Annotated in this window: 12 protein-coding genes; 2 read left to right on the top strand and 10 right to left on the bottom strand. The window is 68.0% G+C overall.

Going from position 1 to position 13056, the window contains the following annotated elements:
- The first annotated feature begins 60 nt into the window (after positions 1-60).
- Complete coding sequence (locus AB0M48_RS14435; RefSeq protein ID WP_090065641.1) at positions 61-966, top strand: hypothetical protein; 906 nt, start codon at positions 61-63, stop codon at positions 964-966.
- Here AB0M48_RS14435 and dapC read toward each other — a convergent pair.
- Entirely contained in the window at positions 956-2047 is a 1092-nt protein-coding gene (gene dapC, locus AB0M48_RS14430; protein ID WP_363841323.1) for a succinyldiaminopimelate transaminase, read from the bottom strand. The two genes, AB0M48_RS14435 and dapC, sit on opposite strands and share 11 nt — an antisense overlap.
- 2 nt (positions 2048-2049) lie before the next feature.
- On the bottom strand, positions 2050-2376 hold the full coding sequence (fdxA, locus tag AB0M48_RS14425; protein WP_319988455.1) for a ferredoxin: 327 nt from the start codon (positions 2374-2376) through the stop codon (positions 2050-2052).
- Positions 2377-2609: 233 nt separating this feature from the next.
- Between fdxA and AB0M48_RS14420 the strand changes: the two genes are divergently transcribed.
- Positions 2610-3251 (top strand): GNAT family N-acetyltransferase, encoded by a 642-nt coding sequence (locus AB0M48_RS14420; protein WP_363840837.1) that lies wholly within the window; start codon positions 2610-2612, stop codon positions 3249-3251.
- Here the strand turns inward: AB0M48_RS14420 and AB0M48_RS14415 are convergent.
- The 8 genes from AB0M48_RS14415 to AB0M48_RS14380 form a co-directional block, all read right to left on the bottom strand.
- Positions 3227-3661, bottom strand: coding sequence for a hypothetical protein (locus tag AB0M48_RS14415; RefSeq protein ID WP_363840834.1), 435 nt, complete (start codon positions 3659-3661; stop codon positions 3227-3229). The two genes, AB0M48_RS14420 and AB0M48_RS14415, sit on opposite strands and share 25 nt — an antisense overlap.
- Complete coding sequence (gene mshB / locus AB0M48_RS14410) at positions 3651-4487, bottom strand: N-acetyl-1-D-myo-inositol-2-amino-2-deoxy-alpha-D-glucopyranoside deacetylase (protein WP_363840831.1); 837 nt, start codon at positions 4485-4487, stop codon at positions 3651-3653. Before mshB ends, AB0M48_RS14415 begins: the two co-directional genes overlap by 11 nt.
- A gap of 99 nt (positions 4488-4586) precedes the next feature.
- Positions 4587-5579 carry a dipeptide ABC transporter ATP-binding protein gene (locus AB0M48_RS14405; protein ID WP_363840828.1) on the bottom strand — a complete coding sequence of 331 codons (993 nt, stop codon included), beginning with the start codon at positions 5577-5579 and terminating at the stop codon, positions 4587-4589.
- Positions 5576-6745, bottom strand: a complete 1170-nt coding sequence (locus AB0M48_RS14400) for an ABC transporter ATP-binding protein (protein ID WP_363840826.1) — start codon at positions 6743-6745, stop codon at positions 5576-5578. Before AB0M48_RS14400 ends, AB0M48_RS14405 begins: the two co-directional genes overlap by 4 nt.
- On the bottom strand, positions 6745-7644 hold the full coding sequence (locus AB0M48_RS14395; protein ID WP_319988454.1) for an ABC transporter permease: 900 nt from the start codon (positions 7642-7644) through the stop codon (positions 6745-6747). Before AB0M48_RS14395 ends, AB0M48_RS14400 begins: the two co-directional genes overlap by 1 nt.
- Positions 7645-7669: 25 nt before the next feature.
- Complete coding sequence (locus AB0M48_RS14390) at positions 7670-8668, bottom strand: ABC transporter permease (RefSeq protein WP_319988373.1); 999 nt, start codon at positions 8666-8668, stop codon at positions 7670-7672.
- 93 nt (positions 8669-8761) lie between these two features.
- Positions 8762-10543 (bottom strand): ABC transporter family substrate-binding protein, encoded by a 1782-nt coding sequence (locus AB0M48_RS14385; RefSeq protein WP_363840821.1) that lies wholly within the window; start codon positions 10541-10543, stop codon positions 8762-8764.
- A gap of 301 nt (positions 10544-10844) precedes the next feature.
- The gene (locus AB0M48_RS14380; protein WP_363840818.1) at positions 10845-12506 is read right to left on the bottom strand and encodes an ABC transporter family substrate-binding protein; all 1662 of its coding nucleotides are present in this window, start codon (positions 12504-12506) and stop codon (positions 10845-10847) included.
- Between the last annotated feature and the right edge of the window lie 550 nt (positions 12507-13056).

Genomic DNA, 13056 nt, shown 5'->3' with positions numbered 1-13056 from the left:
GGTGTCTGGGGCCCGGTCTGCGCAGGCAGACTGGGCCCTTGCCGACTCTAGGAGGTGCACGTGCTGAAACAGCGACTTGAGTTGAACGCTCGCGCCGCGATCGAGCGTGCCCTGGAGGGGGCGCAGTCCGAGGACTCCTTCGTGGAGTTCAAGACCCAGTGGCCGATCGACCACGGCAAGGCGGCCCGCCAGATCGCGGCGCTGTGCAACGCCGCGCGCGGGTCGGAGGCCATGTGGATCGTCGGCGTCGACGAGAAGGGCCGGTACGTCAAAGGGGCGCTGGCCGAGGAGCTGTCGAGCTGGTGGCCCCGGGTCGAGAGCCACTTCGACGGCGTGGCACCGGGTCTGACCACCGTCGCGTTCGACTGGGCGCGCGGCCGCACGGTCGTCGTCCTCAGCCTGCAGACCGACAACGCGCCGTACGTGTTCGTCACGAAGAAAGAGCCCTACAGCAGGGAGATCCCGTGGCGCTCAGGTGAGCGCACCCGCTCCGCGCGGCGCAGCGAGGTGCTGGAACTGCTGGTGCCCAAGCTGGACATGCCCGGCTGGGAGTTCGTCAGCGCCCGTGCGACGCTGAGCCAGCACTCGCCGACGCTGCGGTTCGAGGGCGACCTCTACCTGGAGACGAACCAGCCGTTGTCGTTGCCGCACCACAGATGCCACTCGTACGCGACGTACGGGCTCGACAGCGAGACGGTCGACCTGGCGTTCAGCTTCCGCACCAACACGCGGGACGTGCGGGCGGTCGAACGCGTCGTGCGCGTCGCGGAACCGGCCGTGCTGCACGTCAGCGCGGACGCCGACGTGGAATTGGACTCGTTCGCCGACCTGTGGGACCTGCACTGGCACCTCGTGCTGGGCCTCGGCCTGAGCGGCGAGGAGATCAGCACGTCGGTGCGGCTGACCACGGACGCCGTGCCACCGAACCAGTTCACCCGCAGGGTCTGGTCGGCTCTCAAGCCTTGAGACGCTCGACTGCCGCGCCGATGCGTTCGTCGGTGGCCGTGAGCGCGACCCGCACGTGCTTCGCACCCGCCGGTCCGTAGAACGTGCCCGGAGCCGCGAGGATGCCGCGGTCGGCCAGCCAGGAGATCGTCTCCCAGGCGTCCTCGCCACGGGACGACCACAGGTAGAGCCCGGCCTCCGAGTGCGACACGGTGAACCCGGCCGCCTCCAGCGCGGGCTTGAGGATCTCCCGCCGGGCCAGGTACCGGGACCGCTGCTCGGCCACGTGCGCGTCGTCCTCCAGGGCGGCGCGCATGGCTTCCTGCACGGGCCGCGGCACGATCATGCCGGCGTGCTTGCGCAGTTCCAGCAGGCCCGCGATCAGCTCCGGGTCGCCGGTGATGAACCCGGCCCGGTAGCCCGCGAGCGACGACGACTTCGACAGCGAGTGCACGGCGAGCACGCCGTCGAACGAGTCCACGACGGACGGGTGCAGCACCGACACCGGCGAGGAGTCCCACGGCAGCGCCAGGTAGCACTCGTCCGACGCCACGACCGCGCCGACCGCGCGGGCGGCGGCGACCGCGTCGCGCAGCTGCTCGGCCGACAGCACGCGCCCGGTCGGGTTCGACGGCGAGTTGAGCCACACCAGCTTCGTGCCGGCGGGCGGCAGTTCGCCGTCGGCCAGGCGGACGACCTCGGCCCCCGCCATCAGCGCGCCCACCTCGTAGGTGGGGTACGCGACGGCGGGCACGGCCACGACGTCACCCGGTCCGACGCCGAGCAGGGTGGGCAGCCACGCCACGAGCTCCTTGGAGCCGATCGTGGGCAGCACCGCCGCTTCCCCGACCCCGACGATCCCGTACCGGCGCTCCACCGCGGCGACGAAGGCCGCGCGCAGCTCAGGAGTGCCGTGGGTGGTCGGGTAGCCGGGAACGTCGGCGACCGACGACAGCGCGGACTGGATCACCGCGGGAACCGGGTCGACAGGGGTGCCGACCGACAGGTCGACCACGCCGCCGGGGTGCTTGCGCGCCTTGGCGGCGTGGCCTGCCAGCTGGTCCCACGGGAAGTCCGGCAGCGCCGGGCCCCTGCGTGAAATGATCAATGCCCCTCAGCCTGCGGTGCGAGCGCCTTCACGAACTCCGGGTCGGCGCTGACCTTGCCGACCTTCGACGCGCCACCGGGCGAGCCGAGTTCGTTGAAGAAGTCGACGTTCGCCTTGGTGTAGTCCTTCCACTCGTCGGGGACGTCGTCCTCGTAGTAGATGGCTTCCACCGGGCACACGGGTTCGCACGCGCCACAGTCCACACACTCGTCGGGGTGGATGTAGAGCATCCGGTCGCCTTCGTAGATGCAGTCGACGGGGCACTCTTCGATGCACGCCTTGTCGAGCAGATCCACGCACGGCTGGGCGATCACATAAGTCACTGCGCTCTCCAACTTCATCGGTCACACCGCGCAAGCCGGAGAGTACGCGGCACGTTCGAGTATCACCCGGTCAGGCTTGCCTTAGCTGCACGGTGTGCCACGTCACAACCCCTGCCCGGAAAATCTCTTCCCAACCTAGTCAGGATGGACGCGTGCACACCGTGGATCACCTGGAATCACTCTGCGCGCGAGCATGGCCCGCCCTGGCAGAAGTTCCGCTTGGAGACTGGTTGATGCGTGCCGCCGCGGGCTTCACCGGCCGCGCCAACAGCACGCTGACCTGCGGCGATCCCGGCATGCCAGTGCCGGACGCGTTGAGGGCCGCTCAAGCGTTCGCCCGCGAGCACGGCATCAAACCCACGGCGCATGTGGTCAACGGCTCACCGCCGGAGGCCGCGATCGAAGCCGCGGGCTGGCGCGTCGATCTGGATCATCCGGGCGGCGCCGAGTCACTGGTGATGACCGGCCCGCTGGAGAAGTTCGCGGAAGGCGAAGCCGAGAGTCGTGATCTTCCCGGATGGTGGGAACTGACGGCCGGATCCGAGGTGTCCGCCGCACAGCGGCACGTGCTCGGCAGCGGGAGCGGCGTCTGCTTCGCGAGCATCACCGACGGCGGCACCGTGATCGCGGCCGTGCGCGGCGCCGTGGTCGAGGACGTGCTGCACGTCGCCCGGCTGGCCGTGCGGCCGTCACATCACCGTCAGGGCCTCGCGAGGCGGCTCATGGGCGAACTCGCGGGCTGGGGCCTGGCGCAGGGCGCCACGACGTGCGCGCTGCAGGTGGCCGAGCACAACGAACCGGCGATCAGGCTGTACGAGGACCTCGGCTGCACCGAGCACCACCGCTACCGCTACTGGATCCCGGCGGGCTCGTAGAGGCCGGGCCGGTTCGCCGCGTTGCGCGCCATCACGGCACCCACGGCCACCGCGCCGGGGAACGCGCCGGCGGCGAGCATCAACAGCCCGCGCCAGTCCTGCAACAGCAACACGGGCGTGCTGCTGTTGGAGCCCGGCTCCAGGTAGCCGAACACCATCAGCGTGAAGAACCAGACCAGCAGCGGCAGCGCGGCGGTCAGCACCCGCTGGGACATCCCGGCCGCCCACGAGACCAGCAGGGGCGTCGTGACGCCGGCCACGAGGATCATGATCGGGAACGGCCAGTCGCCCAGGTCCGGCAGCAGCGTGCCGTCGAAGCGCAGGGGCAGGAACATCGTTTCGAGCACGGCGAGCACTGCTGCCTCGACGCACAGGAGCAGCAGGAAGACGACTCGCCAGCTACCTGTCACCCAGTCCTCCGAACAGATCCGCGGCCGCACCCTCCGGCGAGCCCTTGGCGAGCACGTAGTACTCGGCACCGACCAGCGGCTGCGCGATGTTGTTCGACAGCGCGTACCCGCCCTCCCACACACTGACCTGCGTCGAGTGTGCGCGCAACGCGCGGCGCTTGGCCGTCAGGTGCTCCGACACGTCGACAACCGTTGTGATCTCTTCATCCGGCGTCACCGGGAGCTCACCCGGCTCGGGCAGCCGGAACGCCTCGGGGACGTTCTCCAGAGCTTTTACTCCGGCGTTCGTAGCGTCGCGGGACGTCACCGCGTAGAAGACCCGCTCGACGTCGGAGACCTGGGCGCACGCGGCGACCGTGATCTCGTGCGCGCGGATGTGGTCCGGGTGGCCGTAACCACCGAACGCGTCGTAGCTCACGACGACCTGCGGCTTGACCTCGCGCAGGATCTCGACCAGCTGGGCGGTCTGGTCGTCGAGCGATCCCTGGACGAACGCGCGCGGCTTGGCGTTGGACGGCACGTCGACCATGCCGGAATCACGCCACCGGCCGATGCCGCCGAGGAACCTGTGGTCCGTCACACCGAGTGCGGCGCAGGCTGATCTCAGCTCACCCACCCGATATCCACCCAGCTGGTCGGCGGCGTCCGCGGCGAGGTTCGCCAGTGCGGGCGGGATGATCTCGCCCTCTTCGCCCAGCGTGCAGGTGACGACGGTGACGTGCGCGCCGGCCGAGGCGTAGCGCGCGATGGTGCCGCCGGTCCAGAGACTCTCGTCGTCCGGGTGGGCGTGCACGAAGAGCAACCGTGGTGGGGCAGTCAGCGTCACCGGAAAAGAGTAAGGCGGCCCTCCTCCCAAGGTTGATGAGGGGAGCTTTCATAAACCTGAGGTTTATGAAAGCTCCCCTCATCTCACGAGACCACGCTCCTAAACGACCGCGCGTTCCTCGGCGAAGTGGCACGCGGACAACGTTCCTTCCGGCCCACCACGCCTTTCCAGCTTCGGTTCCTCGGTGGCGCAGATGTCCTGCGCCTTCCAGCACCGCGTGCGGAACCGGCATCCGGACGGCGGGTTGACCGGCGAAGGCACGTCACCGGTCAGCACGATCCGCTGGCGCTTGCGCTCCGCCTTCGGGTCCGGCATCGGCACGGCCGACAACAACGCCTGCGTGTACGGGTGCATCGGCTTGCCGTAGATGGCCTCGCGCTCGCCGATCTCGATGATCTTGCCGAGGTACATGACCGCGACCCGGTCCGAGATGTGCCGCACCACCGAGAGGTCGTGCGCGACGAACAGGTACGCGAGCCCGAGCCGTTCCTGCAGTTCCTCCAACAGGTTCACGACACCGGCCTGCACCGAGACGTCCAAAGCGGACACCGGCTCGTCCAGCACCAGGAACCGCGGGTTCAGCGCCAGGGCGCGGGCGATGCCGATGCGCTGCCGCTGACCGCCGGAGAACTCGTGCGCGTAACGGCTGCGGTGCTCGGGGTTGAGGCCCACGAGCTCCATCAGCTCGTTGACCCGCCTTTGCACGCCGCCTTCGACACCGTGGATCACCAGGGGTTCCGCGATGATGTCGTTGACCTGCCACTTGGGGTTCAGCGACGCGTACGGGTCCTGGAAGACGATCTGGATGTCCTTGCGCAGCGGCCGCAACTGCTTGTTGCTCATGGACGTCAGCTCGCGACCCTCGAACTTCACCGAGCCCGAGGTCGGCTTGTGCAGCTGCAGGATCGCGCGCCCGGTGGTGGACTTGCCGCAGCCGGACTCGCCGACGAGGCCGAGCGTCTCACCGGCCTGCAGCGAGAACGACACCCCGGACACGGCCTGCACCGTGCCGGTGTTGCGCGGGATGATCCCCTTGCCCCGCACGGGGAACTCCTTGACGAGGTCGGTGACCTCCAGCAGTGGCGCGGTCACTTCGCCTCCTCGTCTTTCAGGTCGGTGATCAAAGACCCGTGCACGGCGGTCACTTCGAGCGACTCGTCGGGGTTGGCCGCGGCGAACGCGGCCGGGTTCTCCACCGTGCCGATCTCGTCGTGCAGGAACAGCCTCTGCGGCGTCTCGATCGTCGCCAGGTGCTCCCAGCGGTGGCACCGCGTCGTGTGGTTCGCGGCGCCGGCCTCCTCCAGCAGCGGTTCCCACTCGTGGCACACGTCGGCGACGAGCGGGCAGCGCGGCGAGAACGAGCAGCCGCTCGGCAGGTTCACCAGGGAAGGCGGCGCGCCCTTGATCGGGGTGAGCCGCTTGCCCAGGGTGGCCGGGTTCGGCACCGATCCCAGAAGTCCCACCGTGTAGGGCATCCGCGGCCGTTCGAAGACGTCGTCGACCGGGCCGGACTCGACCACGGTGCCGCCGTACATCACCTGCACGCGGTTGACCATGCCCGCGACCACGCCGAGGTCGTGCGTGATCATCACGATCGCCGCGTCGGTCTCGGCCTGCAGGCGGAGCATGGTGTCGAGGATCTGCGCCTGCACCGTCACGTCGAGCGCGGTGGTCGGCTCGTCGGCGATGATCACGCTGGGGTCGTTGATGATCGCCATCGCGATGACCACGCGCTGCCGCATGCCGCCGGAGAACTCGTGCGGGTACTGCGCCGCGCGCTTGTCCGGCTGCGGGATGCCGACCAGTTCCAGCGCCTCCACCGCCTTGGCCCACGCCGCCTTCTTGGAGACGTCGTGGTGCGCGCGGTAGGTCTCGGCGAGCTGCCACCCCACGGTGTAGACGGGGTTCAGCGACGTCATCGGGTCCTGGAAGATCATCGAGATGTGCTTGCTGCGGAACGGTTGCATCTGCTTGTAGGTGCGACCGTTCAGCTCCTCACCGCGGTAGCGGATCGAGCCTTCGATGATCGCGTTCTTGGGCAGCAGACCCATGATCGCCATGGAGGACACCGACTTGCCGGAGCCCGACTCGCCGACGATGCCCAGCACGTCGCCGGGGTTGAGGTCGAACGAGACGTTGCGCACGGCGCGGACGTCGCCGTCGTCGGTCGGGAAGGTGACCGACAGGTCCTTGACCGAGAGCAGCGGCGCGGTGGTGCCGGAGGGCAGGAAGTCCTCCGTCAGTTCGGAAACACTCATCAGGCACGCACCTTCGTCTGCCTCGGGTCGAACGCGTCGCGCAGGCCGTCACCGATGAAGTTGACGGCCAGGGAGAGCGACACGAGCACGATGAACGGGCCCCAGAACAGCCACGGCCGGTTCATGAACTGCCCGTAGTTCTCGAGCACGATCACGCCGAGCGACGTGTCCGGGGGCTGGACGCCCAGTCCCAGGAACGACAGCGCGGCCTCGGTCAGCACCGCGGCGGCGATCGCCAGCGTGGCGTTCACCGTGATGCTGCCGATCATGTTCGGCACGAGGTGCTTGAAGATGATGCGCGGCGTCGAGGCGCCACACGCCCGCGCCGCCTCGATGAACTCGCGCTGTGCCAGCGAAAGCGTCTCACCGCGGGTGATGCGGGCGATCGACATCCACGCGAACGCGGCGAGCACCAGCGCGACGACGTACCAGCTGCCGGAGAAGCCCTTGACGACGATCGCGGCGACCGCGATCTGCGGGATGATCAGCAGCAGGTCGACCAGGCGCATCAGCACCGTGTCGATGAAGCCGCGCAGATATCCCGCCAGGGCACCGAAGGTCACGCCGATCGCGGTCGCCAGCGCGGCCACGATCAACGCGATCTGCAGCGAGTAGGCCGTGCCGCGCATGAGCAGCGCGAGCATGTCCTTGCCGACCTGGGTGGTGCCGAGCGGGTGGGTGCCGCTCATCGGCTGGTAGGACTTGCTGGTCACGTCCTCGTAGTCGAACGTCCAGATGAACGGGCCGACGAACGCGAACAGCACGAGGAAGACGAAGACGCCGAGGCTCACCATCGCGAGCCGGTGGCGCAGGAAGCGCCGCAGGACGAGCTGGCCCTGCGTGCGGGTCTTGGTGGCGTCGAACTCGTGGGAACCGGACTCGGGAGCGCTGTTCACCACGCCGCCCTCGGACGCCAAGTTGATGTTAGCCAAGGCGAATCCTAGGGTCGAGGATGCCGTACACGACGTCGGCGATCAGGTTGAACAGCACGATCAGGGTCGCCGTGACGGCGAGCCAGCCCATCAGCATCGGCGGGTCGAACTGCCGCACGGAGTTGACCAGCAGCGTGCCCATGCCGGCCCAGCCGAACACGGTCTCGGTGATGATCGCGCCGGACAGCACGGCACCGAAGTTCAGCGAGAACAGCGTGGACACCGGGATGAGCGCGTTGCGGAACGCGTGCTTGAAGATCACGCGGCTCTGCGAGATGCCCTTCGCCCGCGCGGTGCGCACGAAGTCCGAGTGCAGGATCTCCAGCATGGAGGCGCGTTCGAACCGGCTGTAGGCGGCGAAGCTGATCAGCATCAGCGCGACCGTCGGCAGCAGGAACGTGCCGGTGTACTTGAAGATCACTTCACCGAAGCTGCCGCTGAAGCCTCCCGGCCGGGGGCCCGCGGTGGTGAGCCAGCGGTCCAGCCCCATCGACTCCAGGACGTTGTTGAACTGGATGCCGTAGTTCTTCACGATGACCGCGACGCAGAAGATCGGCATCGAGAACATGAGGAACGCGGTGCTGGTGGCCAGGTAGTCGAAGATCGAGTACTGGCGCACGGCGGCGAGCACGCCGACCGAGACACCCAGTGTGAGGGCCAGGAGCTCGGCGCCGATGACGAGGCGTCCGGTGGTCCACAGCGCGTCGGTGACAGCCGGGAAGACGGCGGTCTTGGCCTGACCGAGGGCGATGCTCTGGCCCCAGTCACCGGACAGGAAGTCGGCGAGCCAGTTCCAGTAGCGGACGAAGACCGGCTTGTCCAGACCGAGGGCGACCTCGGCGGCCTTGAGGTCGGCTTCGGTGACGCCGGGCCGGAATCGCATTTCCGCGAGGGGGTTTCCGGCGGTGGCGACGAGGACGTAACAGGCGAAGCTGCCGATCAGCAGGATGGGTATGGAGATCAGCAGCCGTCGGATGATGTAGCGGATCACGGCGGGCTCCTAGGGGGCAACCCGGCTCGGGCGGGGCCGGACTCGTGGTCCGGCCCCGCCCGGTCAGGCGTTGCGCACTTCAGCTAAGACGATTTACTTGGTCTGCCACTCGTTGGCGTTCCAAAGCGCGCCGTAGTAGCTCTGGAAGTACACGCGGTCGAGCCCCTTGAAGGCCCACATGTTCGGCATCTGGAAGAGCGGGAGCGATGCGTAGGCGTTCGAGATCTCCTCGTCGGCCTTCTGGAAGTACTTGAGCGAGTCCGCGATCGACGTCTGGGACACGGCCGACTTGAAGGCTTCGTCCGCAGCCGGGACGGTCAGGTTCTGCCAGTTCTGGCCGCCGCCCGTCTCGTAGATCGACTTCTTGTCGCTCTTGGTCGGGCCACCGGACCACGCGAACAGCGCGACGTCGTAGTCACCCTGGCTCACGCGCTCGTCGAGGAAGTTCGGGTCGGTGTCGTCCTTGATCTCGATACCGGCTTCCTTGCACTGGCCCTGGACCAGCTCGACGGTCTGCTTGCGCCGCGGGATGTCGGTGTGGCTGATCCGGAAGGAGGCACGCACGCCGTCCTTCGCGAACACGCCGTCGGCACCCTGCGTCCAGCCCGCGTCACTGAGGATCTTCTTCGCCGCGGCCGGGTCGCCCTTGGCCTTCTCGGCGTAGAGGTCCTTGTAGCCCTCGTCCTTCGGGAAGAAGATCAGGCTGCCGAGCGGCTTCGCGTCGGTCTGCACCTCGGAGATCAGCTTGTCGATGATGTCCTGGCGCTTGACGCACATGAAGAACGCCTTGCGGATCTCTTCCTTGGAGAGAACCGGGTTCTTCATCTGGATGTCGAAGTGCTCGAACGACAGGCCGGGGCCCGCGCCGAACGTGACGCCCTGGGCGCTGAGACCCTTCAGCTTCGTCGCGGCGTTCGCGTCGGGCTGGGCCATGGAGTTGACGGCGACCTCGCCGTTCTCCAGCGCCTGCGCCTGCGCGACGGGGTCCGGGACCGCCTTGAGGATGATCTTGGACGGGCCACCGGGCTTGCCGACCCACTTCGGGTTGCGCTCCAGCGTCACCGACTGGTTCGGCTCGAAGGCCGTCAGGACGTAGGGGCCCGCACCCGGCATGAGCGCCGCGGTGAAGCCGTTCCACTTCTCGTTCCAGAAGTCGGCTGCCTTCTGGATGTCAGCGGCCGCGCTGTCCTTGTTGAGCTTGGTGATGTCGGCGATGCCGGCGTTCTTCTCCAGGATGTGCGCGGGGAGAACGTCGTTGTTGAACAGGCCGATGTAGTCCGGGTACGGGTCGGCGAAGGTGCCGACGAACGTCTGGTCGTCCTTGCATTCACCGGTCATCAGGTCGTACCCGGTGCTGCCGGCCGGCTTGAAGTACTTGCTGCCGTCGGCCTTCTTGGACGAGTTGCTCTGCGTGAACCACGCCATGTAGAAGTCGTCGCAGTCCCAGGCTTCGCCGTCGGACCAGCTGACGCCCTTCTTCAGCTTCCACGTCACGACCTGCGGAGACTTCGAGGTGACCTCGACGCTCTCCATCACGTCCTTGTTGACGCTGTACTTGTTGTTGCCGTTCAGGATGTGCGCACCCGGCTGCGTGAGAACCAGCGCGAACGTGTTGTAGGACTGGTTGGCGTCCTCGGTCGCGTTGTTGTACGCGGTGAACGCCTTGTCCGTCGACACCACGACCTGGTCGCTCTGCTTGGTGTCCGGCGCGGTGTAGCCGTCGGCGGACTCGCCGCGTGCGACAGCCATCTCCGCGATGGTGGAGTCGCCACCGTTCGCGTCGGTGCCTCCACCGCCGCCACCACCACAGGCACCCAGCACGAGAGACGCGCTGGCGACCAGCGCGATCGCCGGAAGTGCTTTGGTTCTCCTCATCGACACGTGCCCTCCTAGCACTGGGCGGCCGTGACCTGGTCGGCCAGCACGCCCATAACCGTGATGTGCCATACGCGCCCCGAACCGGCACATCGTGGGCAGCACGGTAAGAACCCGTTGAGGCGGCGGTCACTACCTGGGAGGGGGATCGTGACCCAATGGAAACAGGTTGTAGCAGGCCGCAATGGCCCGATTACCGGGCGAAAGCGTTCGTTGACCGGGCACACGAAATTCTGTCAACGACGGCGGCCGAACGTAGCAACGCGAAAAAGAAGCGCGCAACCGGTTTTAGGCCCCTCGACTACTTGTCGAGACGCCGCCATTCGGGTGCTCCGCTGAGCACGCCCGCCAGGGGTGCCCCGGTGTCGACGCCCGAAACCGTGGGAAGGACACCAAGTAGGTCGACCACCTGGAACAACGGCACCGAAACGGCCTGGGCGGCGATCAACGGCTCGACCCTGGCGAGCACGTCGGACACCAGGACCTTGCCGTTCAACGCGGCCTCGACGTCGGCCTGGATCGCCGGGTCGCAGAAGCCGGCGGCGTTCTGCGGGCTGGGCGTCGCCCCGTCCGGAGCGTCCCCGGCACACCCGAACTCGCTCGCCAGCGCCGCCGCCGTGTCCCCCGCGTCGACCCGCGGCACGACGGCGATGTCGATGTCCTTCTGGGTGAGCTGCTTGCTGAAGAGGTCCTCGGCGGTCGGCGTGACGACCTCGGAGTCGATCCCGCGTTCCTTCAGCTGGACCTTGATCCGGTTCGCGATGCCGACGTACGGCTCGACCTTCTCCGGCGCGGCGATGCGGAGCTTGAGCGCCTTGCCCGCCTTCTGCCACTCGGTGCCGGCCTTCGAGTAGCCGGCCTCGGTCAGCAACCGCTCGCTCGCCGCCGCGTCGAGCGTGTTCCCGTTGATCGTCTTCACGAACCCGGCGCGACTGGGCGGCACCACGTACGAGTCGGCCCGGAACGAGGCACTGGGCCCGCTCTGCGTCCCGGACGCGATGAGCGCGTCGCGGTCGAGCGCGGCCACGATCGCCTTGCGCGTCTTGACGTCCGCGAGCCGTTCGCTGGCCGGCCGCAACAACACCTGCACGACCTCGTTGCGCGGCACGGGCTTCGTGGTGACCTTCTCGATCTCCTTGAGCAGGTTCACGTCCGCCGCGTCCGCACGCAGAAGCGCGGCCTGGTTGTCGCCTTTGGACAGTGACTCGGCCATCGCGCTGTGCGTCGCCCTGCGGATGACGACCCGGTCGAGCGTGGTCGGCACCTCCCAGTACCGATCGCTGCGCTCGAGCACGACCTCGCCGCGCGGCTCGTCGAGACTGCGCACCTGGAAAGGCCCCGCGGTGGCGGGAAAGCCGGTGGCGAGCACGTTCGACCACGTACCGGGCGCGTCCTTGAGCAGGTGCGCGGGCAACAGGTTCGAGAAGAGGCTCCGCCACCCGGGGAACGGCTTGCCGAAGGTGACCTCGACGACCTTGCCGCCCTCGCGAGCGCTGATGTTGTTGACAAGCCGGTAACCCGCCGGATCCACAACACCGGGTTCGGCCCGCATACGCTGCCAGAGGTAGTAGAAGTCCTCGGCGGCGATCGGAGCGCTGTCCGACCAGCTGGCGTCCTTGCGGATCGTGTAGGTGACGGTGAACGGTTCGGCCTTGGTGACCTTCGCGCTCACCATCAGGTTCCGGTCGAGCTGCGGCGCGCCGTCGTTGCCCGGCCTGAACGGGCTCGGCAGCAGCAGCGAACTCAACGCGGTCGTGATGGGACTCTGCGCGGCGAGGGCGTGCGGGTTGTAACCGCCGGCCACGTCGTCCACGCCGACCACGATCTCGGTGACCTTGGGCCCCGTGGTGGTGATGACGGGCGCCTCGGACTTCGGCACCAGGGGCGGAGGCGGCGCGTTCGTGCACGCCGCAGCTGTGCCGCACAGGACGGCAGCAGCAAGCACTCCCCCGAGTCGCCTCATGGTCCTCACATTGCCAGAAGGTTGGTGGTGGCGTTCGGGCAACCCAGGTTTTGTCACCCGCGCCACTTTGAGAGACGTGTGGTGGTTGTGGCGGGTTGCTCGTCCGGTGAGTAGTACGGCTCACCTGGTCGAGTGGTTCGGTGGGGTGGGGCAGGTTGGTGCTGGGGTGGGGCCGGGTTGGGCTGGGTGCCTGGGTTCGGCTGGGGTGTCTGGGCGGGTCGGCTTGCGTTGGCTGGTGGCGGTTCCAGCGGGCGGTCACCTGCCGTGCGAGAAGTCACCTTGCGGGAGTTGGCGGGTTGGCAGCGCGCGGGTCGGCTTGCGGGCGTTTGTCGCGTTCCAGCGGGGTGGTCGCCTGCCTTGCGGGCTGTCGCCTTGCGTCGGTGGGTGGGTTGGCACTGAGCGGGTCGGCTTGCGTTGGCCTGTCGCGTTCCAGCGGGGTGGTCACCTGCCATGCGAACGGTCGCCTTGGGAGGGTGGCTGGGCGGGCAGTACCGGGCCGGTGCCGGTCATCGCCGCTTCGCGACGATAGCGATTGGGGCTTGACCTTGAG

Origin of the sequence: Lentzea sp. NPDC051208 (genome assembly GCF_040682435.1) — a bacterium.
GTDB lineage: Bacteria > Actinomycetota > Actinomycetes > Mycobacteriales > Pseudonocardiaceae > Lentzea > Lentzea kristufekii.
Note: the sequence above shows the minus strand (reverse complement) of the source record. Positions and strands in the feature narration are given on the sequence as shown.